Raw genomic sequence first — 23,098 nt, forward strand, 5'->3', positions numbered from 1 at the left:
GCTAAACCTTATGTCAATTCAAGAAAAACATGCTGGTTAGTCTTGTACTCTTTTTGCTTAAATATATTATATTTTGTATCTTTCAAATAATCAAAGCTTGTCTCTAATGAAGCCTCAACAACAATAATCGTATCTCTAGCTATAATATTTGAATTTTCTAATGAAAGTAGTATATCACGCTCAAGGCCAATATTATAAGGGGGATCCATAAATACTAAATCAAACACTTTACCTTTAAGCTGCAAAGTCTTAATGGCTTCGAACACACTCATAAAGTAAAGCTCAGCCTGGGCTTCAAGCTTTGTTAACTTTAGATTTGCTTTTATACAATTAATAGCTGCCTTGTCATTTTCCACAAATACAGCAGATTTAGCGCCTCTTGACAAGGCTTCTATACCGATTGCTCCGCTACCTGAAAAAAGATCAAGAAAATTCACGTCAGCCAAATATGGATTTAGGATATTAAAAAGAGTTTCTTTAATCCTATCTGTTGTCGGCCTAGTGTCATAACCTTGGGGTGTCTTTAATTTTATCCTTTTGGCTTTTCCTGCAATAACTCTCATAATCCTTCTCCAATTCATAAAAACAAAGGCTATTATAATTATTTTATAATATTTAATACATTTGTCAACTTTTTTACGTTAGATTTAAATACTTTTTGATTTATTAATAGATAAAGCGGCTACATTGGCAGCCGCTTTATCTATTATAAAATTTAATTACTGTCCAGCCATTCTTCTTTGTGCATCCTGAATCATTTTCTTAACCATGTAACCTCCTACAGAACCGTTCTGATAAGAGGTTAAGTCACCGTTATAGCCTTTCTTTAAAGGAACTCCAAGTTCATTAGCAACCTCGAATTTAAATCGTTCTAATGCTTCTTTAGCTTCAGGTATTTCTATTCTGTTTCTTGCCATATAAACTCCTCCATTTCTTATCCTGTAATTAGGATAATCTGTGTTGTTGTTTACTAGCTACTTAGTAACATTGTCAAATCTAAGATTTTAACTAATGTTACGCTCTTAGTATATGCTTAAAATATAAAAATACCCTAGAACTTTTTGGTTAAGTGACGAAAAATGGCATTAATATTTTTTTAATTTTTTATTTAAAATTAATTAAAATTATTGCTCAATCTTCTCTTCACGATCCTTCAAATCCACATAAGGCCTGTGTTTGGATACACTCTTATAGGCAGGACGTATGATTTTTCCTCCGTTGTTAAGTTCCTCTAGACGATGTGCCATCCAGCCGGATATTCTAGCTACAGCAAATATCGGAGTATATAGTTCTACCGGAAGACCTAACATACGATATACAAAGCCGCTATAAAAATCCACATTGGCGCTGACACCTTTATAAATCTTTCTCTCCTTAGCAATAATTTCAGGAGCCAGTCGTTCAACCATTTCATAAAGGGCGTATTCTTCCTGCATACCCTTCTCTTCAGATAAACTTTTTACATATTGTTTAAATACATTGGCTCTGGGATCAGAAATTGAATAAACCGCATGACCCATACCATAGATTAAGCCTGATTTATCAAAAGCTTTTTTATTTAGCAAATCAGACAGATATTTGGCAACCTCTTCTTCATTGGTCCAGTCTTTTACTTTTGCCTTCATATCATCAAACATCTGCATTACCTTAATATTGGCTCCCCCGTGTCTTGGTCCTTTTAATGAACCTAAAGAAGCGGCAATAGCAGAATAGGTATCTGTACCTGAGGATGATACAACGTGAGTTGTAAATGTGGAGTTATTACCTCCCCCATGCTCTGCATGAAGAACCAGTGCTATATCAAGTATTTTAGCTTCCAACTTACTATATTTTTTATTGGACCGTAGCATATATAATAAATTTTCAGCTGTAGATAGGCCTGCTTTAGGAGGATGAATAACTAAGCTTTTTCCAAAATGATAATGGCGGTATGCTTTATATCCATAGACAGACAAGAGAGGGAATAAGGCAATCAGCTGAAGTCCCTGGCGCAGTACATTTTCTATGGATATATTATCAGCTTGTTCATCATAGGAATACAAAGTAAGTACACTGCGAGCCAAGGTATTCATCATGTCTTTACTGGGAGCCTTCATAATTATATCCCTAACAAAACTAGGAGGAAGCTGGCGGTAAAATTCCAGCTGCTTAATAAATTCATCCAGCTGCTTTCTACTAGGTAATTCTCCAAATAATAAAAGATATGTTACTTCCTCAAATCCAAAACGATCATCTTTTATAAAGCCATTAATGATTTCCTCCACGTCAATTCCACGATAATATAACTTACCTTCACAGGGTACATATTCATTATCAACTATGGTATAAGAATGCACTTCACAGATTTCTGTAAGTCCTGCCAGTACACCCTTTCCGCTTATATCACGTAAACCTCTCTTTACTTCATACTTAGTATATAATTCCGGATCTATGACACAATTTTTCTTTATCTTGTCAGCCAGATTATATATTTCTGGAGTAATATCAGAGTATTTGCTCATAGTGTGTAATCTCCTTTCTTTTTATGATGAGTTTACAGATATATATAAAATTAACAGGCAGGTGTCATATAGGCAGCTGCCTGTTATATTAGTGAGAATTCTTTAAATTAAGCCATGACTATGTAATAAGCAGGCTGATTATATAATTTTAATCTCTCTCCTACATTAATACATTAATATAATAAACTTAGGGTTAAAAATTGTCAACTATGAATATTTGTAATTTTACTGACTTTTTACCTTAACTATATATGTTTTATACTGAAATTCATCGGAAACAGGATTTTCAAATACAATTTCACCCAAAGATTTAATAAGGTCATGGTTAACCCCTTCGTATTTTTGCTCCTCCAATAAGCCCACATAAATATAAGAAATATTGTACTTGCCAATTAACTCCTTAACCAAACTTTCATCCTGGGATGTATAGATTGCTTCAATATCATTAGCCCTATCATTTAACTGTGATGTTACTAAATCATTGCTACTATCCGGGCTGGATTTCCATAGCTGTTCATGGGTGTACCATCCAAGAACAGTAGGCAGGCCTGTAATTACAGAAACCCTTTGATATTCTGTGTAGCTAAGTCCATTGGCTTCAAGGACCACTGGGGTTCCCGATATATTCTCATTAAGCCACTTAGTGGCAAGATAATCATCCTTAAAATTCTCCTTCATAAATGCGCTTGCATCAATTCCCTTATATCCTTCCCGATTAAATATATTGCCGTACCATGATTTTACTGCGTTTACAGAATAAGGAAGGGTAAGACAAAATACCAATAAGGATATGGAAGCAAATACTTTCCTAGCAGTTTTACTACCATACCTTAAGAGCCTGATAAAGATATAACCAAAGCAAATTCCAAACATGATAAATGCCTGATAGGTCAATTTAAACATGGTATTGGCTCTTTTATAATCTCCGGAATATATATCCTTTACATAAATAATTTCCGGAAGAATAACCAGACCTATAGCACAAAGCCCAATAGTAATAACATATAAATCTGTATCTGTAAGGGATTCCATATATGATGAAATCAACCTTCCAATCTTTTGTATTATAGTTTCGCTTTTACCCCTATTCTTCTTAAAATTTCCTTTTTTATCTACAAAATCAGTAATTGAAAATACAAGGAATGTAAATACGGTAATAATAGGCAATCCCCACAAGACCATAAACTGGTACAAGGGAGTATGATTTTCTGCCAAAAGAGCCGAGGCTGAAATTTGATCAAATTGCAGCCTAAAGGGTAGGGCAAATAATTCCCCCAGTAAAAAGATAAAAACTCCCTGAAGGCCTGTCAGATAATAAGCCTCTTTCTTAAAATTATATGCAATCATATTAGAAAATAAAATTATAGCTCCCGAAACCACATAATATATGGGGTAATCCCAAAAATTTGTAGTATGAAATAATCCTATAAAAAAGCCCAGTACTATTATTTGAGGATTAAAAATTTCCTTTTTAATCTCTTTTTCACTATTACGGTGATTTGTCTGATTAAAAAGCCATGACAATAATATTCCTAGTACTGTAAGAACAAATAAAATATTAATTACATGGGCATGAAGGTCTCCCAGTACGAAGGAATATGCCGGAAATTCATGAATTGTCTTATCATTGGTCTCAGGATTATATCCGATATACCTGGTTGCATCGGGAAACCAATAATAATAATTATCCTTTAAGTTGCCGGTTATTCTATTTATAGTGGGGATAATCCACCGATATATAGGATAATGCATATTACCAGCCACACATACCCCAGCTGCGGCAAGTAATCCCGATAGGCCCGCCCATATAGAAGGCTTGTTATTATTATGACCCTTTAACCTCATCATCAAATTATAGCCTATGGAAAAGGGAAGCATAAAAGCAAAGGCTCCTACCATCATTAACATTAAATTGTATCCATGGGATACCTGCACAAAGGAAAGCCTGGTTAAATAGGTGGCTATAAATTGACCCACATAGTAATAATTAAGCTTTGTCCCGCTATACCAAAAATCCTGTGGCGGCATATAGTCGCTGCGCATCATGGTAGTCATAAAACCGTAGTCCATAAATTTTTCTGTTCCATATGCCTCAGGCTTAAATCCCCTGATATAGGTAAAAAATAAAAAGATTAGAAAAAACAAAACTTCCTCAGTAAGAAAAATACCTAGATTTTCTTTTAAATTATCTAATGAGATTACATTTTTATCTATGTTAAGCTTATAATAAAGCAAAATAATAAAATTAAAAACCAGTCCCACAGCCACAGTTATAATACAGGAGCCGGTAGTAAATTTCATTATTTTCAGTGCCGAAAGCACCCACATCAAATAGCCGGAAATTGCAATTCCTATGGTCTTCGAAAATAAATATCCTTTATCAGCCAAGTTAGAAAATAACAAACCGGATAGTGGCATGTATATAAGTCCAAGGCAAAAAACTAGTAACCACCATTGTAAAAAGGGCAGCATATCCTCTCCCAATAGAAGTATATTAAAAATATTATCCACTGTATAACACCTCCCAGTTTGTTAAATATTTTCCTTCTTTAGCAGCTGGTTTATTCTTTTAAAATCCCTAAGAGCCTGCCTGCCAATTCTAATTATCCTCTTCATATTAATGGAATTTACTCCACCTTGTCTTGGTCTAAATGTTATTGGCATATACTCTACTTTCAGCTTTTTTCTTGCATAGATTACGGATATTAAGACATTGGATAAATTGTATTCATCAGGTACTAAATGAATTTGCTCCTTCAAGGTTGAAGCCTTCATCAATCTAAATGGGGTATTGGCATCTTTTATGTTTACATGAAAACAAAATCTAAGAACCAATTTTAGAGTTTTAGTTACAAACACTCGGGAAAATCCGTCTTGCCTGCCCTTTCGATGTCCTATAACCATGTCCGCTTCCTGTCTTTTTTCCCAAAAAGACCAAAATTCTTCCGGCAGTGTCTGTCCGTCAGAATCTGTCTGAAATATGTAATCTGCTCCTTCTTTTATGGCATATTTATAACCATAAAGAATAGTTGCCCCATGGCCCCCATTGGCTTTAGTAATAGCTTCTAAGGCCTCTAGCTTATCAGCCTGCTCTTTAATAATAGAGTATGTCATATCCTTGCTTCCGTCATCAATAATAACTAATCTGCTGCCATTTCCAATTTTGTCTACTATAGGATACCAATCATTAATTACTGCCTTAATATTTTCTTCTTCATTATAGGCAGGAATTACAATATATAATTTATCCATCCTTATCCTTCTCCTTATGGTGTCTGACACCATAATTTCAGTGCCAGACACTAATTAAATTATCTAACATTATTACTTAATTCCTTAAATACATCTATAGCTCTTCTAACTACGGCATCCATATTATAATAGCGATATTCAGCTAAACGTCCTAAGAAGATTACATTAGTTTCCTTTTTCATCTCCTCTTCATACAGGGCAAATTGAGCCTTACAATCCTTAGTAGGAAAAGGATAATAAGGTTCTCCTTCTGCACAAGGAAACTCCTTACATATTGTTGTTTTATTATGTTTCTGCCAAGTAAGCTTTTTAAACTCTGTAATTCTGGTATAGTCATAATCATTGGGGTAATTTACAACAGGAGCTTCTTGATATTCTTCCAAATCAAAGGTTTCAAATTCAAATCTTATGCTACGGTATGCCAATTTTCCATGCTTATAATTATAGAACTCATCAGTAGGACCTGTATAGATTAGATAATCATAATCTATCTGATCCATAACTTCTTTATAATCGGTATTTAGCATAATCTTTATATTCTTGTTGGCAACCATATTCTCACACATCTTGGTATAACCGTGACTTGGCATACCTTGATACTTGTCAGCAAAATATCTGGTATCACGATTTAGACGAATAGGAATCCTTGATATTACAGAAGTATCCAGTTGGCCTGGGTCTACACCCCATTGTTTCTTAGTATAGGTTTCAAATATCTTTTCATAGATATCTTGTCCTACTTTACTTAAGGCCACATCCTTACTGGTTTTAACCTCTTTAATATCCTCTGCCTGCTGTTTTAAGAACTCCTCCACCTGGAAACAATCTAGATTAAGATTATATAGCTTATTGATAGTCTCTACCGTAATAGGCATGGGAACCAAATTACCGTCCACATAAGTAAGCACCCTGTGCCAGAAATCATTCCATTTAGTAAATTTTGATAGATATAAATATACCTCCCTGTCATTGGTATGGAATATATGAGGTCCATAATTATGAATTAGAATACCGTCATTATTGTAGGAATCATATACATTTCCTCCTATATGACCTCTTTTTTCAATTACTAACACTTTTTCATTAAGTTCATTTGCTATCCTTTCGGCTACAGTAAGCCCTGCCAGTCCGGCACCTACAATTACATACTTAAATTTCATTTTTACATCCTCTCTTTATCAAATATTTTCTTTATCTATTGTATATCAGTCTCTAAGACTTTTGTATCAAAAATAGACATCTTCCATTCATCATATCCACTTTCATATACACATTTATAAGTAGCACGGATATTTTCTTCATTCAGATTATACTCACTGCTAATACGGTTGTCATAATCTACTACAATATACCTGATATTATTCTCCTTTACCAAAGTATCTAGCTCCTTAGGAGTCTTAGCCTCATAGATTTTTTTAACGATTAAATCACGGTAGTCCGTATCATATCCTGCTGACCAAGCATAATATTGATGTCCCTGATAAAGCATAGCACCGCCAAATACCAGCTGATTAATAGTATAAGGAGCAGTAAGGAAAATATCTTTAGAATCACTATTATCCCTTACAAATTGAGTTAAGGGATCCTTCATATTTAATACTATTTTCCCCATTCTAGAATTCTTTTTAAGTACCGTAGTAAAATCATATATACCGGTAATTGTCATCATTATAATAATAATTCCGGCTGCAATAGTATAAACCAATTCCTTTTTTTCACACATTCTATTAACTAAATAAGCCCCAAAGATTCCCAAAAGAATACAGCTTATCATTATGAATTTGTGGTTAACCGTAACATCCACAGTTAAGGAAACGGTAAAGGCAAAAATCAAAGGAGCTAAAAAAGCCAAAATCAAATATCTGTCTATCCATTTTCCGATTATAAAGGCTGCTATTATTACAAGGGGTAAAATACCAAGAAGCCTGTCTAAGTAATCTATGGATCCAAATATAGTCTTATTTTCTGCAATAAAACCAAATAAAAATTTTGGCGATACAGCTTGGCCGGATATAAAACTCCTACTTTGTAAGATTGACAATATAAGGGTTATAAGTGCTGTAATCAAGAATTCTAACCTATGCTTAGAAAATATAGCTATTACAAATAAAACAAGTAAGCAGCCTATAACTGCTGAACCATGAAAAAAGGACAGGCTACCAAGAAGCAGGCCTAAGGCTATTGGATATCTAATACTTTTAAACTCCCAGCTTTCCCTTGAAAAGAAAATTTTCTTAAAAGAAAATTTATCTTCCTTAATTGTCTCAAACATCCGGTAAAGATGAGGAATAAACAAAATCAGTACAAAAAACATTACTGATATACCAAAAGCCAAATGCCTTTGATTACAATATACATTCAAATTCCATAAACCCCAATCCTCATGGGGGGTATCACCTATAAACTCTGTATTTTCCCACAAGGCCTTCCATATATTTACACCCTTGGGAAGCTTTGAAATATAAGTAAAAAATGCCTTTGAACTTCTAAAAGCAAAAAATACACAGGATAAAACTCCTGATAAGATTCTTCCTGTAATCTTTAAGGCAAGAACATATATTAATGAAAAAGCACTTACAAAACTTATTATGCTTGGAATATTAAAGGCATAGTCAATTCTAAGTCCAAGAAACTCTAAATTTCCCACCATAAATTGAAACATAAAATGGTACTTTATATCCTCCCCTGCAAAATGGGAGTAGGATGTAGGAAAATTATTGCCATATGAAAAGGATCTTATCATACCTATATGGGGGGAAAAATCACTAAATACAGTTACTCCTATATATAAGCTTTCATCCTTTACATAAAAGGTTGACCACATAAGAATAGCTCCCAGCAAGATAATGCCCCCAAGAAGCAGACCTTCTTTTATTCTAGTTTTAGAATCCTTACATACCAACAGCTTTTCATCATCTAAAGTATTATTCTTTATTCTTTTAATATAAAAGGTGATTCCCCAAAACAGCAAGGCCATAGGTAATATTATGGCATTTGCAATTGTTAAGGGTGAGGCTGTATTTCTGGCCAGGAAGCCTATAAGATAGACTAGCCAAGTTATTGAAAGGACACCGGATACAAACCAGGCCGGTAATAATAACAAATACGGACTTAAATATATATTTTTATTATCATATGTCCTACAGGTAAAATTATAAATACCTGGAAAAGCATAGGTACAAATAGCCCAACCCACACCAAAACAAAGTAGGAGATATATTATACCTAGCATTTTTTATCACCGCCTCTTATATAATCCGATATAAGATATCTTGGCCTTGACTTAACCTCTTGATAAATCTTAGTAAGATAGATACCTATAATGCCAAGGCTGGTCATTATGGCACTTCCTATAATCAGTAATAATAATATCACAGTTGTAAAACCATCGCTTGCTTTACCGGAAAATTTCATAAAGAGAGTCTGTATTCCCAAAATTAAAGCACCGATAAACATAATAATCCCCATAAGTGTTATGCAATGTAGAGGTACGGATGTATAGGAAGTAATTGCACTTATGGCCAATTTGATAAGACGAAGTAAGGACCATTTGCTGCTACCATTAACCCTTTCTTCTACATCAAATTCAATTTCCTTTCTATCAAATCCCAACCAAGCGGACATCCCCCGAAAGAATATGGCCCGCTCAGGCAGCTCTTTCCAGGCTTCCACCACTTTACGATCCAATAGTTTAAAATCAGAGGCCTGTCCCAGATTAATTTCAGAAGATTTATAAATTATATAATAAAAAAATTTGGCACATACTCTGTATAAAAATTTTTCTTTTCCTCTGGAGTGTTTTATCCCTTCTACAAGATCATAACCTTCAAGCCAAGCGCTAACCATCTCAGGAATAAGGCCGGGTGGATGCTGTAAATCAGCATCCATAACTAATACCATATCACCTTTGGCATATTCCAAACCGGCGCAAAGGGCCGATTCTTTACCAAAATTTCTGCTAAGCCGAATAATTAATATATGATCATTGTCTTTTGCAAGGTTTTTTAATTCTTCCCAGGTATTATCTTTTGAACCGTCATCAACCAGAACAAATTCATAGACTAAATTATCTTCTATCAATACATTTTCAATTGTTTTTATAGAACTTTTTATATGACTTTCCTCTTGATATATGGGAATTACTATGGATAATAATGCATTTTTAGTTCTGGTCTTCTTTGTTATTTTATCTATAGTTATCATCGGATACCCTCTTTTTCATTCCTATGGCTGACTTGTACTTATGGACTAATCCCGCATCATTATTATAGTTAGTATAGCACAAAATTACTGGAATATAAAGTAAAAATAGGCATATAATATTATAATGTGCTGCTTCTTTGATATAGTATCTTATCCTCTAGATATGGATTTTCCCTAAATATTTTATCAACTTCTTCATCACTGAGGCTCTTTGCCGCTTCTGCAGCCAGCTTTAATATGGCTGCGTCTGTATAGATATTTCCTATCTTAAAATCCAAATCTCCGCTTTGTCTTACTCCAAATAAATCACCGGGACCACGAAGTTTTAAATCTTCCTCAGCTATATAAAATCCGTCATTGGATTTATTTAATATCTCCAACCGTTCTTTAGCCACTTTACTTTCGCTTCCACATACAAAGATACAATAAGATTGATGTTCACCACGGCCTACCCGGCCCCTTAATTGATGCAGTTGTGCAAGGCCAAATCTCTCGGAATTTTCCACCATCATTACAGTGGCATTAGGCACATTAACCCCCACCTCCACCACCGTGGTAGATACCAGCACTTGAATTTCACCCTCTGCAAATCTTTCCATAATATCATTCTTTTCTTTGGGCTTCATCTTACCGTGAAGATATTCTACACAGATATCGGGGGACAGGGCCTCCTTTAACTGCTGGGTATAATCTATTACATTTTCAGCTTCTATCTGCTCATTTTCTTCTACCATGGGGCATATAACATAGGCCTGCCTTCCCAAGGCTACCTGTTTTTCTATAAAACGGTAAGCATTGGGTCTATAAGAGGTATTTACCACACAATTTTTTATAGGAAGCCTTCTTGCCGGTAACTGATTTATTATTGATATATCAAGATCTCCATATAGTATAATAGCCAAAGTTCTGGGAATTGGTGTAGCACTCATAACCAGTACATGAGGTTTCTTCCCCTTGGTCATTAATTCTTCCCTTTGCTTAACACCAAAGCGATGCTGCTCATCGGTAATTACCAAGCCTAACTTATCATATACTACCTTTTCCTGAATTAAGGCATGGGTACCTACTATAATATCCAACTTATGCTCTTTTATCAGTTCATAAGCTTCTCTTTTTTCTTTGGCTGTCATTGATCCGGTCAGCAAACCTACTGACACTCCAAAGTTCGAAAGCAAGTCATAAATTGATTTATAATGCTGTTTTGCCAGTACCTCCGTTGGAACCATAATACAGGCCTGATATCCGTTTTTAACTGCCATAAGCAGAGCAAGAACAGCAAGTATAGTCTTTCCGGAGCCCACATCTCCCTGTATAAGACGATTCATAGCAAAATTTGATGTCATATCCTTTTTAATTTCATCCCATGCAGATAGCTGAGCCTTAGTAAGCCTGTAGGGCAAGGTTTTAATCAGCTCTTCACATTCTAGCCTTTCTTCCATGGGGTAATCTGTAAGCTGATCTGACTTAGTCACTCGCATCCTTCTTATGGCAAGTGAATAGAGAAAAAACTCATCAAAAGCCAGCCGCTCCCTGGCTTTTTGCATACTAGTTTTATCTTTGGGAAAATGTATTTCCTTTAAGGCCTTTGTCCGATCCATCAAGGAATATTCTTTGCAAATTTTTCTGGGAATATAATCCTTGGCAAACTCCAGATTATTATGTACCTGCTCCATGGATTTTATAATAAGATTATTGGTAATTCCCTCTGTTAAGGGATAGATTGGCCGAAGTACCTTTAATAATTTAAAGTAATCATTCTTATTATAATAAATCTGAGGCTGTTCCATAACTAAGCCGCTACTTCCCCTTTTTACCTTACCTCTAAATAAATATCGACTTCCCATCCCAAGCTTTTTCATAAGAAAGGGCATATTAAACCAGGTTATTAATAATGAACCGGAATTATCCCGCACTCTTACATTTAGTATCTGCAAATGTCTCACCCGCTTTAGACGAGGTGACATTGTCAAAGAAGCCTCTATAGTAGCCATCTCCCCTTCTCTAACCTGAGAAATGGGTATTGGCATAGTAAACTCCTCATAACCCCTTGGATAATGCTCCAAAAGATCTTGTACAGTCTCAATGCCAATTCTTTCAAATGCCTTCTTTGTTTTTTCTCCTACTCCTTTTATTTTATCAATACTATCATTATAGTCCAATTTCTTCACTCCAATATTAAACTAAACTTCATAGATATTATTCTTTCTGCAATTTTATTTCTATTATAAGTCATTAGGGCCAATTGTTAAAGGTTAAATAAGATGAAAGATGTCCTTATTCTTATAAATTTTAAAAAATATATTGACAAATAAAAAAACATATAATACTATATTATTGTATTAAGCGTCTAATACATTAATGCAGTAATACAATAATACAACTAAATCCAATTATTTATTCTTTCCCGAATGAAAGGAGCAGTGAACATGCAGTGGGAACTTAACACAGATAAACCTGTGTATTTGCAACTGATGGAATATATTAAGGCTGATATCATTACGGGAGTATATAAGCCCGGTGACAAACTTCCCTCAGTCAGAGAATTAGCCGCCCAAGCCACGGTAAATCCCAATACAATGCAAAGAGCCTTTGCAGAACTAGAACGGGAGGGACTGGTTTATTCTAACCGTACCACCGGCAGATTTATTACTTCTGATGAAGAATTAATAAATCAATTAAAAAAGCAATACATTACAGGAATTATAGAGGACTTTTTAGAAAAAATGGAACAACTGGGTTTAGACCTAGATGAAATAATTTCATATGTTACTAAGATTTCACAAAACAATAAAAAATAGCGTATTACGCAGAAGGAGTAAAGTATGAGTGTAGTATTAGAATGTCGTTCGCTTACCAAAAAATTCAATACAATCACTGCCCTTTCTGATATTAACCTTACCTTAGAAAGGGGAAAAATAATCGGACTTCTAGGTCCTAACGGCAGTGGTAAAACCACCTTAATTAAACTAATTAATGGCTTATTAAAGCCCACATCAGGCAGCATAGAGATAGCAGGTATGGCTCCGGGAGTAGAAAGTAAAAAAATTGTATCTTATCTTCCTGAAAGAACATATTTGCCTGACTGGATGAAAGTATCCCAAGCAATACAGTTTTTTAGTGATTTTTATGGGGATTTTGATACAGAACGGGCATATGATATGTTAAAACGCCTTAACCTTGACCCAAATAGAAGATTAAAGAGCCTATCAAAGGGTACAAAAGAAAAAGTGCAGCTTATTCTTGTTATGAGCCGCCGTGCTGATTTGTATTGTTTGGATGAACCTATAGGTGGAGTTGATCCTGCTGCTAGGGATTATATCCTTAATACCATTATAACCAATTATAATGATAACTCCACAATAATCATATCTACCCATCTTATAGCAGATATTGAAAAAATACTGGATGAGGTAATCTTTATCAAAGAGGGTAATTTAAATCTTCACTCCAGTGTCGATGCTATCCGTGAAAAGGAAGGCAAATCTATAGACTCACTATTCAGGGAGGTATTTAAATGTTAAGAAAATTAATAAAACATGATCTTATTGCTACCGGTAGATATCTTTTACCCTTATATGGCATAATGCTTGTTCTATCTTTAGTAAATCGCATTTTATCAGCTATAGACATTTATGCCGGTTACTTTGAAATTATAAAAATACTTATGATGTTTGCCTATGGTATATCAGTTGTAGCATCGATTATTGTAACATTTGTATTTATGATACTCAGATTTTATAAGAATTTGTTAACCGACGAAGGTTATCTTATGTTTACCTTACCTGCAAAACCCTCACAATTAATTAACTCTAAATTGCTTGTATCACTACTTTGGAACATAATGAGTATTATAGTGGTTATTTGTTCCTTACTAATTCTATTTTTAACCTCTAAAAGAATTGACCTTATTCATTCGACATTGGATAATATATTTACATCACTAAAAAGTGAATTTGGTACTAATAGGACTACTTTAATAATGATTGAGCTTATATTATTAGTTATTATAAGCATAATACAACAAACCCTTCTTATTTATGTTTCTATAGCAATAGGTCACCTGGTCAATGGTCATAAGGTTTTAGCTTCCTTCGTAGCCTATTTTGCCATAAATACAATATTGCAAACAGTAATGACCGCTATCCTATTGATTGGAGGATATGTAACTGATGTAGCTGATATCAATATTAATATTATAGACCTTCCACAATATGCAATTGCATTTAGTTTGATTGTTTCAAGCATATTTAGTACTTTATATTACTTAATAACAAATTATATCTTCAATAAAAAGTTAAACCTTGAGTAAGGCTAAATCTACTATAAGGAGTAATCTATATAAGGAGTAATCTATATAAGGCTGCCGGCATGAATATCCTTAAACTATAAAGACATTCATGTTGGCAGCCTCTTTATTATTTTCAATATTATTATCGTAATCTTCTGTCTTCAAATCGGCTCATTTGCCTTAGACAATATATTAATTCATGTAATCTTTGATCTAGGGTTCCTTCTTCAATAGTACAATCTAAGGATACTGCCATATCATTTATCAGTCTATCATCAATGGCATTAAGATTTGTTGTAACAACCTCAAGTTTTTTACTATAGCTTTCTGCATCAAGGAAGCTCATTAATATATCATTTACAGCTTCCCCTTCCTCTTTATCTTCATCAGCTATGGATTTAGTTTCTGCAGTATCTACTTTGATATTTTGATTTTGAATCTCTTCTAGAAATTTTGTCATAGGAAGTACATATGTATTAAAGTCGCCATGTAGTTCTTGGTAAATTACCATACTCTCAGATGTCTCTTTATGAGTTGCAATAGTTATAACCTGATAGGGCTTATTATTTTCAAAATGAAAAATTTCACCCGGCCTTGGAGTCATTTCCATATCTGTCCATCCTCCTTATACTTTCCATGGTTTATAATAAAAGTGGTTCGTAATATCGAACCACTTAGCTTAATATGCTTTATTCTACGGATAATAGATAGTAATAAATCGGTTGTCCCCCGTAATGAACTTCCACATCCAAATCAGGATATAAATTTACCAGTTCATCGCATATTTCATCGGCTTCCTCATCAGTAACTCCTACACCATAATATAGGCTGATTAATTCTGACTCATCATCTACTAGGCTACTTATCAATTCAATAGTTGTCTTTTTTATATCGTCACCAACACAGTGAATTGTCTTATCTCCAAGTCCCATAATATTGCCTTGCTTAATTTCCCTGCCGTCGATTACAGTATCTCTTATGGCATAGGTTACTTGACCGGATTTTACCCGGTTCATTTCCTCAGTCATTCTCTCGGCATTTTCCTCCGGAGATTTATCATAAACAAAATTAATAATGGCCGTAATTCCTTGAGGCACTGTCTTTGAAGGAATTACAATAATATTTTTATCTTCAGTAAGATGCTTTGCCTGTTCAGCAGTAAGGATTATATTACTATTATTAGGCAAAATAAAGATATTATCTGCATTTACCTGATCAATTGCATTAAGCATATCTTCCGTACTGGGATTCATGGTCTGGCCGCCTTCAATTATATAATCTACCCCCAGGCCGGTAAAAATCTCATCTAAGCCTTCACCCATTGAAACTGCAATAAATCCTGCTTTCTTTCTGGGCTTTTCTTCTACGGGCTTATTTGTATCATCCTTAGCTGCCATGTCAGCTTCATTAGCGGCTTTTTGAGCATCTTTTATTACTTTTTCATTATGCTCTTCCCGCATATTATCTATCTTCATGTTGGTTAGTGATCCATACGTTAACGCCTTTTGTATTGCCAAACCCGGGTCGTTCGTATGTACATGTACTTTTACAATGTCTTCATCCGATACGACCACAATGGAATCACCAATTGATTCTAAATAACTCTTAAACTCTTGTTCTGTACCTAAATTATATTCCTTTTCTACCATGATTATAAACTCGGTACAATAACCGAATTTAATATCTTCTTGGGCAACTCTTTCTATATTAATGCCTGTTACTGATTTTTCCTCTATATTAGTAGCCACAGGTGTTATTTCTTTTCCAAGAAGTGCAGCATATGCACCTTTAACAATTTCCAATAGTCCCTGACCACCAGAATCTACAACTTGGGCTTCTTTAAGTACCGGTAGCATATCAGGGGTCCGGGCTAAAACTTCTTCCATATGAGCAATTACTTCCTGACAGAAATAAACCAAATCATCGGTTTTTAGTGCCAGCTCCGCAGCTTTTTCGGCAGCACCTCTGGCAACAGTCAAGATAGTTCCTTCCTTTGGCTTCATAACAGCCCTGTATGCGGTTTCTACAGCCTTTTTAAGACCGTTGGTTATAACAGCAACATTAAGTTCATCATAATTTCTTATCTCTTTGGTAAAGCCCCGGAATAATTGTGATAGGATAACTCCGGAATTACCTCTGGCTCCGCGAAGAGAACCTCCGGAAATTGCCTTAGACAATTCCTCTATGGAAGGATTATTCAGACTATTTACTTCCTTAACAGCGGCCATGATAGTCAAGGTCATATTGGTACCGGTATCTCCATCAGGTACTGGGAATACATTAAGTTCGTTAATATATTCCTTCTTCGCTTCTATACATGCAGCTCCGGCAAGAAACATTTTCTTAAATGTTTTTGCATCTATCGTTTTAACAATCACTGATTTTTCCTCCTTAAATGCGGTCATTCCCAGGTCAGTCTATAACCCTGACTCCTTCAACGAATATATTTATTTTCTTTACCTCAAGTCCCGAGAATTCTTCCACATTATATTTAACATTACTGATCAGATTATCAGCAACCGCAGAAATACTAACCCCATAGGAGACAATAATATGCAGGTCAATCGTGATCTTATTATCTTCAATGGTTACATTTACTCCATGGCTTAAATTATCCTTTTTTAACAGCTTTACGATGCCGTCCTTCATATTAATAGAAGCCATACCTACAACACCAAAGCATTCTACAGCAGAAGCTCCGGCATATTTTGCTAATACTTCATTTTCAATTAAAATTTCACCAATATCCGTACTCATATGTCCTTTCATATTAACCTCCATTTCTGCGCTGAATAATACTCCCTTTTGAATTTTCCTCACAGGCTTGTATTAGTAGCGCATACACAAACCTGTAATCTATTATTAATATTATAACCAATTAATAGCCAATAAGGCAATTAACCTTCTGTGTAAAAATGAGATAACATAACAGTTTCTTGCATAATATATATTACTATGAATATTTGGCGGAAGTGAATTATATGAAGAGAATGATTGGTTTTATCTTATTCTGGATTGCCATTGGAATGACAATTATGCTGTTTATTACAAATGGAATATTGGCTATACTTATTATTATACTCTGTTTATTATTGGGTTATAATTTATTTTGCAGTTAAATTTTATTAAAAATTTACAATAACAAAATCGGGTGCCAAGTCCTCCTGACACCCATCATGTTTTGTTTATGCGCGTTCTACTTTACCGGATCTAAGACAGGAAGTACAAACATACATTTTCTTTGCTGCTCCGTTAACTTTTACCTTAACAGACTTTATATTGGCTTTCCACATCTTATTTGATCTTCTATGAGAATGACTCACAGCGATTCCAAAGTGAGCACCTTTATCACACACTGCACATTTTGCCATTAGAAGCACCTCCTTAGGTATGATTTAGACCCGAATGGCCTTACAAACACATTTATTCTATCAGAATATCAATTATATTGCAAGTTATTTTTTAGTCTACTAACTTGAGTTTCACCAATTACAATAATGCCAGACTTAGCCAATAAGTCTGCTGTAAGGCCGTTTGCCTTTATCAGATTTCCTGAAAATGTTCCATCGTATATTGCTCCATAACCACAGGAGGGACTTTTCTCTTTTAAGATGGCATATCGGCACTTATATAGCTTGGCCAGCTTTAAAGTTTCTTCTGCCCCTTTCTCAAAGAAAGCTGTAACATCCTCTCCTAGGCTGTTAATAACCTTAATACCGATTCTTTCTGCCGGCTTACGGGGTGTACCTAATCCTCCAAGAATTTCAGGACATACCGGTATTAAATTATAGTTCTCCATCAGGCTTTCTATACCATCTAGCTTAATTTCTTTTCCATCATACCTACAATACAGTCCTAATAAACAAGCACTTATTAAAATATTCTCTTTTCTAGTACCAGAATGAGTCATCGCTCTTTTCTTCCCTGGTTTCCTTTATTTTCTCATCTAGATTATCTACATTATCTGTATTATCTGTATCAGTGTTTTTCTTGCAATTTTTGCCGGCAAATTTATTAATCATATCAGGTACCATATCAAGAAGTTTACTTATACTGTCTTTTTCTTTTACATTTACTACCTTTGATGTACCGTTTTGAATTACCAGCACTGAACTGGGAGTGATTTTTCCACCCAGACCACCCCCTGCATTATTTTTATTATCTCCTGCAAAAGCGCCGGCACCAACACCAAAACTTACCTCAACTAAAGGTAAAATAATTGTACCGTCATCAAATTTTACCGCATCTCCAACCACGGTTTTAGTAGTTAAAAAGTTATCCATACCTCTAAATAGTGATTCTACTGTCGCGTTGAAATTGTTATCAGACATTATAACGCCTCCTTTAAAAGTTGATAATTCATCTTTAATTCTTTAAACCTCTTATCCAATAATAGTTTAATGATTATTATTAATAGTGTCCATAATCTTATTCTGCCTTTAGCATATAGACTACCTTTAAAAATTTTGTTTTCAAAATCCGGGGTAATCTCTATATTCTCTCCATATATACTGTATAAAATCCCGATTAATCCCAGTGTCTGCCCGGTACTGCAAGGATCTCCGGTTCCGAATATCAACTTTGCTTTAAGCCTAGTAGGCTTAATATGATTAAATATTTTCTTTAAACTGCCAAGAATAAAGCGAAAACCTTCTTTATTAATATCATCTTTTATAAATTCAAGTATTAAGGTCAGCTTATTCCTGATATTTAGAAATTTTTTTACTATTACTTTTATTTTATTCTTTATATTTTTAAATAAAGAAATAAATTTTAACTTTATTTTCTTAAAGAATGAAGTAGAAAAAGATTTATCACCATAACTATGGCTAGTATTAGTATTAATCTTTATTTTATCTATCTTTTCTTCATTAATCTTCTCTTTGGGTTTATGAAAATCTTCTCTTTCATAAATATCATTTTTTTTAATTATATCTTTCTTTATTGTTTCCTTACTTATATTATTAATTGTTTTTTTTGCAGATTTATTTGAATCATAAACCAGTATTCCAAAAACTCTAATCCATACTCTTTTATTATCATCCGATATAAAAACTTTGGCATGCACTAAACGAAGAAGCCAAGAAACACTCCCATCTAGCTTAAATACACCATCATGTTCTATACCTACCCTATAACGGATAGGAACAAATAAAACAACCGTTATGATAAAAATAAGCATTCCAATCAAAGCCAAGAAAATAAGTCCTATTATTTTTAATATTGTTAAAATTACGGATATCATAGTCTATCCACCAACCGCCTATTCTATAAAAGCATTCCCTATGTAAAATATTCTCTTACGTTAAATGCACCGGTTTCATTATATACTTCCATTATCATATCCTCAACTAAACTAATTGCTTCATCCCTGCCTTTAGCCAGGCCCACAATTCTAATATCCCTTTTTTGATAATAAGGAAATAAAAGCTCATTTGCTTCCATAATATCAAAGAGATTACCGGGCTGAGAGGCAATTGCTATGCAATATACATTAAAGGTTATATTCCTATTATTAATAGCAGTTATGGTCTTGTCCTTTTTTTTCTTCATCTTATCGCCAATATATAATTTTGACGCCCATTTTATCATCCGGATACCTCCAAGCTAAAAGCATATATTACGGCCCTTAATGATTATATTATTCCACAAATTACCACCGGTAATACAAGATATTTAATCACAGTGAAATTAATAATTCATCATCTCATTAATAATCTCAATACATGCATACTTCTCGGCCAAATCAGAGCATTTATTAAGTGAATAAAGGACATAATCCATAACCTCGGAATGGTTTTTAAAAAATACGGGCAGTTTATTTAATGTATTGGCCATAATAGCCCTCATAATCATACGGTCACAATTTTGAAATTTAGCTGATAAATCATCTTTAAGCTTATCTACTTCTTTTTGAAGCCTTTCTTTATCTATGGTCTTATATGATTTTTCCTTATGCAAGTCTATAAATAGGCTGCCTGATAAAAGGTCTCTGCAAAGAAGTAAGGTATTTAACAACTTATCAGCCATCATAGCTTCTACTAAATTTCTATGTTTATCACTAATATGATATAAGGCATCCTCTAAGCTTATTAAGTCATACTCTGCTTCCTCTTGGAAACCCTCTAATAATTCAAAACTATTAAGTGTTTCCCTAGAAAGATCATCCTCCCTGCCGCCGGTAAATGCAAGGTTTATATATCGGATAATAGAAAAAGCCGCTTCTTCTTTCTCCTTATTTCCTGCTTCACATAAGCCTACATAGGGATTACAGATTAAAATTGTGTAAACATCATTAACAATTCCCATCAGGATATAATATGCGGTTGTTTCCCTCTCTAGAAACAATCCGGCTGTATAAATTAAGTCAATAGCCCCTTCATATTCTTCCTTAGTAATGTTTTTAAAGTTAATTTTTTCAAGATTAAGTTTCATCTCCCATAGATTGGGATATGTATCTTTTTCATCATCAATAAAATCAAGGATGGCAGAGCTTCTTACCATATAGATATAAGTTTCAAAAACATCCTCTTGGACTCCTAAAAGCTCATATAAACCATCTTCCAAATAATCAAAGTATTTTTGCTTGGTAATACGGATAGGTAATTGCCCGATTATCTCTTTAATCATTTCATTTATTTGTAGATTATCCTCGGAATTAAAGATGAAACGTAATACATCCTTAGCATACTCTTCATCATCTTCTAGCTGCTCCATCTCTTTAAATCTATACTCTACACGGTTTAGGGCATATTCATATATCTGAAATAAATCCGTATAGGATGTAAGGAGGTTCATCCTAGCTATAATCTTGTTACGAATTTCATCCAGTTCCTCTACCCATTCTTCCAACTCTTTACCGCTAATATTTTTTAAAGCTGTATCTGATATAAGTTTATTTATTTTACTTAAGGAGTCCAGTAACTGGCTACTCCATTGTTCTTTCTCATCACAATACATCTCATAATAAGTATAATAATCTAAGGCCAGCCTTACAGCTGAATAAGTGTGATAATTATCTGCCACCAAGTTAAAAAAGTTTGGTATGTTTTCCTGTAAATTTTTATTTCTTATAATATCTTTATATAAGCTTTTTAACTTCTTACTCATTAATTATCCATCCTGTCATTTGAATTTTAATATTCTACTTATCTTGTATATTATATCAATAACTAATAAAATAAACCAGTTATTTAACATAATTTTAACATTACTTCCCTAAACTACCATAAAACATCTATATATTTTAATAAGTTAGTGCCTATTACAAATTATAATAAGCACTAACTTTATTATTCTATATCAACTTGTCCCTTTACTAATTATTTTTTACATGTTCATGGGTATATAGATGATCCATACAGTACTCATAGTTACCCTCACATTTAGAACAGAATCTAAATTCTAAATCATCATTATCAAGTTCTGTTCTTCCACAAACAGCGCATTTATGTCTTGTAATTACTGTTTTTCCTCTAAACTCAACAACATTGCCTGATTTCATACCTTCCTTCATCTGCCTGCGAAATCTAGCTTTACGCTCAAACTCCCTAGGTGATATTCTTTGAAAATCCCTGGTGCAAAGAAAGAATATAAAGAAATTAGCTAAGGATACCACAATAGGAATTATTCCCAGGTAAAACTTGTTAACTATTAAATTATAAATATCTTTTAAATAAATTGCTCCACTAATCCAAGCAAAATATTTAGCCTTTAAGGGAATTATAAAATATAATAAAAACTGTGTATTAGGATAAATTGCTGCATAGGCAAAAAACATCGAACTATATATAATATCTAAGGGTGGTGAGATAAACATTGATGATAAAAGCAACATAAAATCTCCTAATATATTAACTCTATATATCCCATAAACTATAAAAGCAGCTATTATGTTAAAGAATACTGCAGAAAAGAAATATAGGTTTAGTCTAAAAGATCCCCATACACTTTCCAATGAGTTTCCTATCAAATAAAATACATACATCCTTATTATTAAAAACAAGACATCTGTAAAAGAACCTATAGTACCTACCGGAATTAAAAAAGTAACTAATCTCCATACTTGTCCTTTTAGAACCTGATCAACTTCCAATCCAAGATACATATATGCAAAAGGATAAAAAGTGTATATAATCGCTCCAACTACATATAAAGATACCACATATTTCATAAGGTTTGGAATAGCATATTTGCTTAATTTCCTTTCCAATAACCTAAAAAACTTCATCCATAACACCTGTGCCTTTCATATAAGATTAAAAGCTTTATCATATAAATAAAATTACAACTTTTATTATATTGTTTTATATTTCCTTTGTCAAACAAAACTATTAAGCTTATTAATTGGCATAAGTACTAAAAAAACTGTTTCAAAATATTTAGCAGCTTATTTTGAAACAGCCTTAATTTATATTTTCTTATTGACTTTTAATCATTTATAGGCAGCAAAATAGTTGTCCCCGGCATCAACATAATAGAATCAATATCATTTGCTTCCATCAAATCCCCCAGATTTATCCCCTTCTTTTCTATAATGCTTCCTAAGGTATCCCCTTCCTCCACTATATATCTTGTGAAATCATTATATTTGTTCTGCGGTACACAGGGTAGGCAAATAACATCACCGATACTAAGATTATATACATTGATATATGGATTAGCCATTATAATTGCCTCTATATCCACATTATATCTTCTGCTTATGGAATATAAGGTATCCCCTTTTTTAATTTCATAATAGATGCAAAACAATTTGATCTCCTTCCCGGTCATGAATAGATTACTACATTGATTAATTCTATTATATTCATTATTTGTATAAATGGGATTATATTACTTGCAAATTGTTATA

Annotated in this window: 23 protein-coding genes; 3 read left to right on the plus strand and 20 right to left on the minus strand. The window is 33.7% G+C overall.

Features of this window, described 5'->3' with window-relative positions; all coding sequences use genetic code 11:
* Positions 1-8: 8 nt before the first annotated feature.
* The 9 genes from rsmD to recG form a co-directional block, all read right to left on the minus strand.
* Complete coding sequence (gene rsmD / locus SD1D_RS08235; protein ID WP_058258463.1) at positions 9-563, minus strand: 16S rRNA (guanine(966)-N(2))-methyltransferase RsmD; 555 nt, start codon at positions 561-563, stop codon at positions 9-11.
* Between the two features lie 156 nt (positions 564-719).
* Positions 720-917, minus strand: a complete 198-nt coding sequence (locus SD1D_RS08240; protein WP_058258464.1) for an alpha/beta-type small acid-soluble spore protein — start codon at positions 915-917, stop codon at positions 720-722.
* Between the two features lie 207 nt (positions 918-1,124).
* Complete coding sequence (locus tag SD1D_RS08245) at positions 1,125-2,501, minus strand: citrate/2-methylcitrate synthase (protein ID WP_058258465.1); 1,377 nt, start codon at positions 2,499-2,501, stop codon at positions 1,125-1,127.
* Between the two features lie 225 nt (positions 2,502-2,726).
* Positions 2,727-5,012, minus strand: coding sequence for a DUF2298 domain-containing protein (locus SD1D_RS08250; RefSeq protein WP_058258466.1), 2,286 nt, complete (start codon positions 5,010-5,012; stop codon positions 2,727-2,729).
* A 21-nt stretch (positions 5,013-5,033) separates the two neighbouring features.
* Positions 5,034-5,753 (minus strand): glycosyltransferase family 2 protein, encoded by a 720-nt coding sequence (locus SD1D_RS08255; RefSeq protein ID WP_058258467.1) that lies wholly within the window; start codon positions 5,751-5,753, stop codon positions 5,034-5,036.
* Between the two features lie 59 nt (positions 5,754-5,812).
* The gene (glf, locus tag SD1D_RS08260) at positions 5,813-6,913 is read right to left on the minus strand and encodes a UDP-galactopyranose mutase (protein WP_058258468.1); all 1,101 of its coding nucleotides are present in this window, start codon (positions 6,911-6,913) and stop codon (positions 5,813-5,815) included.
* Positions 6,914-6,948: 35 nt separating this feature from the next.
* Complete coding sequence (locus SD1D_RS08265; protein ID WP_058258469.1) at positions 6,949-8,985, minus strand: hypothetical protein; 2,037 nt, start codon at positions 8,983-8,985, stop codon at positions 6,949-6,951.
* Positions 8,979-9,956, minus strand: coding sequence for a glycosyltransferase family 2 protein (locus SD1D_RS08270; RefSeq protein WP_058258470.1), 978 nt, complete (start codon positions 9,954-9,956; stop codon positions 8,979-8,981). The genes SD1D_RS08265 and SD1D_RS08270 overlap by 7 nt, the downstream gene beginning before the upstream one ends.
* 119 nt (positions 9,957-10,075) lie before the next feature.
* Positions 10,076-12,115 carry an ATP-dependent DNA helicase RecG gene (gene recG, locus SD1D_RS08275; RefSeq protein WP_058258471.1) on the minus strand — a complete coding sequence of 680 codons (2,040 nt, stop codon included), beginning with the start codon at positions 12,113-12,115 and terminating at the stop codon, positions 10,076-10,078.
* Positions 12,116-12,382: 267 nt separating this feature from the next.
* On the opposite strand from recG, the gene SD1D_RS08280 reads away from it, so the two are divergent.
* Genes SD1D_RS08280 through SD1D_RS08290 form a run of 3 tightly spaced genes read left to right on the plus strand, consistent with a single transcriptional unit; the run spans position 12,383 to position 14,265 of the window.
* Positions 12,383-12,754 (plus strand): GntR family transcriptional regulator, encoded by a 372-nt coding sequence (locus SD1D_RS08280; protein ID WP_058258472.1) that lies wholly within the window; start codon positions 12,383-12,385, stop codon positions 12,752-12,754.
* Between the two features lie 24 nt (positions 12,755-12,778).
* Positions 12,779-13,477, plus strand: coding sequence for an ABC transporter ATP-binding protein (locus SD1D_RS08285; RefSeq protein ID WP_058258473.1), 699 nt, complete (start codon positions 12,779-12,781; stop codon positions 13,475-13,477).
* Positions 13,471-14,265 carry a hypothetical protein gene (locus SD1D_RS08290; protein ID WP_058258474.1) on the plus strand — a complete coding sequence of 265 codons (795 nt, stop codon included), beginning with the start codon at positions 13,471-13,473 and terminating at the stop codon, positions 14,263-14,265. The genes SD1D_RS08285 and SD1D_RS08290 overlap by 7 nt, the downstream gene beginning before the upstream one ends.
* A gap of 121 nt (positions 14,266-14,386) precedes the next feature.
* On the opposite strand, the gene SD1D_RS08295 is transcribed toward SD1D_RS08290, so the two are convergent.
* The 11 genes from SD1D_RS08295 to SD1D_RS08345 all read right to left on the minus strand — a co-directional run bounded on the left by SD1D_RS08295 (position 14,387) and on the right by SD1D_RS08345 (position 22,998).
* Positions 14,387-14,854 (minus strand): DUF1653 domain-containing protein, encoded by a 468-nt coding sequence (locus SD1D_RS08295; RefSeq protein ID WP_058258475.1) that lies wholly within the window; start codon positions 14,852-14,854, stop codon positions 14,387-14,389.
* Positions 14,855-14,933: 79 nt separating this feature from the next.
* Positions 14,934-16,622: a DAK2 domain-containing protein gene (locus tag SD1D_RS08300; RefSeq protein WP_058258476.1), complete on the minus strand. Its 1,689-nt coding sequence runs from the start codon at positions 16,620-16,622 to the stop codon at positions 14,934-14,936.
* Positions 16,623-16,656: 34 nt separating this feature from the next.
* On the minus strand, positions 16,657-17,013 hold the full coding sequence (locus SD1D_RS08305; protein ID WP_058258477.1) for an Asp23/Gls24 family envelope stress response protein: 357 nt from the start codon (positions 17,011-17,013) through the stop codon (positions 16,657-16,659).
* A 416-nt stretch (positions 17,014-17,429) separates the two neighbouring features.
* The gene (gene rpmB, locus SD1D_RS08310) at positions 17,430-17,615 is read right to left on the minus strand and encodes a 50S ribosomal protein L28 (RefSeq protein ID WP_058258478.1); all 186 of its coding nucleotides are present in this window, start codon (positions 17,613-17,615) and stop codon (positions 17,430-17,432) included.
* Between the two features lie 68 nt (positions 17,616-17,683).
* Entirely contained in the window at positions 17,684-18,154 is a 471-nt protein-coding gene (locus SD1D_RS08315) for a DUF523 domain-containing protein (RefSeq protein WP_058258479.1), read from the minus strand.
* A complete protein-coding gene (locus tag SD1D_RS08320; protein WP_058258480.1) occupies positions 18,135-18,575 on the minus strand; it encodes a GerW family sporulation protein in 441 nt (146 codons plus the stop codon). Before SD1D_RS08320 ends, SD1D_RS08315 begins: the two co-directional genes overlap by 20 nt.
* Positions 18,575-19,489 (minus strand): DUF2953 domain-containing protein, encoded by a 915-nt coding sequence (locus SD1D_RS08325; RefSeq protein ID WP_058258481.1) that lies wholly within the window; start codon positions 19,487-19,489, stop codon positions 18,575-18,577. The genes SD1D_RS08320 and SD1D_RS08325 overlap by 1 nt, the downstream gene beginning before the upstream one ends.
* Positions 19,490-19,527: 38 nt before the next feature.
* A complete protein-coding gene (locus tag SD1D_RS08330) occupies positions 19,528-19,836 on the minus strand; it encodes a hypothetical protein (protein WP_058258482.1) in 309 nt (102 codons plus the stop codon).
* A gap of 99 nt (positions 19,837-19,935) precedes the next feature.
* Positions 19,936-21,354, minus strand: coding sequence for a hypothetical protein (locus SD1D_RS08335; RefSeq protein WP_058258483.1), 1,419 nt, complete (start codon positions 21,352-21,354; stop codon positions 19,936-19,938).
* 208 nt (positions 21,355-21,562) lie between these two features.
* Entirely contained in the window at positions 21,563-22,474 is a 912-nt protein-coding gene (locus SD1D_RS08340) for a hypothetical protein (protein WP_058258484.1), read from the minus strand.
* A 200-nt stretch (positions 22,475-22,674) separates the two neighbouring features.
* Entirely contained in the window at positions 22,675-22,998 is a 324-nt protein-coding gene (locus tag SD1D_RS08345) for a lytic transglycosylase (protein ID WP_058258485.1), read from the minus strand.
* Positions 22,999-23,098: the final 100 nt, after the last annotated feature.

Origin of the sequence: Herbinix luporum (assembly GCF_900070325.1) — a bacterium.
Classification (GTDB): domain Bacteria; phylum Bacillota; class Clostridia; order Lachnospirales; family Lachnospiraceae; genus Mobilitalea; species Mobilitalea luporum.

Bases quoted from the DNA above. Each gene is read 5' to 3' on its own strand.
- rsmD (WP_058258463.1), bottom strand. From the start codon at position 563: ATGAGAGTTATTGCAGGAAAAGCCAAAAGGATAAAATTAAAGACACCC.
- SD1D_RS08240 (WP_058258464.1), bottom strand. From the start codon at position 917: ATGGCAAGAAACAGAATAGAAATACCTGAAGCTAAAGAAGCATTAGAA.
- SD1D_RS08245 (WP_058258465.1), bottom strand. From the start codon at position 2,501: ATGAGCAAATACTCTGATATTACTCCAGAAATATATAATCTGGCTGAC.
- SD1D_RS08255 (WP_058258467.1), bottom strand. From the start codon at position 5,753: ATGGATAAATTATATATTGTAATTCCTGCCTATAATGAAGAAGAAAAT.
- glf (WP_058258468.1), bottom strand. From the start codon at position 6,913: ATGAAATTTAAGTATGTAATTGTAGGTGCCGGACTGGCAGGGCTTACT.
- SD1D_RS08265 (WP_058258469.1), bottom strand. From the start codon at position 8,985: ATGCTAGGTATAATATATCTCCTACTTTGTTTTGGTGTGGGTTGGGCT.
- SD1D_RS08270 (WP_058258470.1), bottom strand. From the start codon at position 9,956: ATGATAACTATAGATAAAATAACAAAGAAGACCAGAACTAAAAATGCA.
- SD1D_RS08280 (WP_058258472.1), top strand. From the start codon at position 12,383: ATGCAGTGGGAACTTAACACAGATAAACCTGTGTATTTGCAACTGATG.
- SD1D_RS08285 (WP_058258473.1), top strand. From the start codon at position 12,779: ATGAGTGTAGTATTAGAATGTCGTTCGCTTACCAAAAAATTCAATACA.
- SD1D_RS08290 (WP_058258474.1), top strand. From the start codon at position 13,471: ATGTTAAGAAAATTAATAAAACATGATCTTATTGCTACCGGTAGATAT.
- SD1D_RS08295 (WP_058258475.1), bottom strand. From the start codon at position 14,854: ATGGAAATGACTCCAAGGCCGGGTGAAATTTTTCATTTTGAAAATAAT.
- SD1D_RS08305 (WP_058258477.1), bottom strand. From the start codon at position 17,013: ATGAAAGGACATATGAGTACGGATATTGGTGAAATTTTAATTGAAAAT.
- rpmB (WP_058258478.1), bottom strand. From the start codon at position 17,615: ATGGCAAAATGTGCAGTGTGTGATAAAGGTGCTCACTTTGGAATCGCT.
- SD1D_RS08315 (WP_058258479.1), bottom strand. From the start codon at position 18,154: ATGACTCATTCTGGTACTAGAAAAGAGAATATTTTAATAAGTGCTTGT.
- SD1D_RS08320 (WP_058258480.1), bottom strand. From the start codon at position 18,575: ATGTCTGATAACAATTTCAACGCGACAGTAGAATCACTATTTAGAGGT.
- SD1D_RS08325 (WP_058258481.1), bottom strand. From the start codon at position 19,489: ATGATATCCGTAATTTTAACAATATTAAAAATAATAGGACTTATTTTC.
- SD1D_RS08330 (WP_058258482.1), bottom strand. From the start codon at position 19,836: ATGATAAAATGGGCGTCAAAATTATATATTGGCGATAAGATGAAGAAA.
- SD1D_RS08335 (WP_058258483.1), bottom strand. From the start codon at position 21,354: ATGAGTAAGAAGTTAAAAAGCTTATATAAAGATATTATAAGAAATAAA.
- SD1D_RS08340 (WP_058258484.1), bottom strand. From the start codon at position 22,474: ATGAAGTTTTTTAGGTTATTGGAAAGGAAATTAAGCAAATATGCTATT.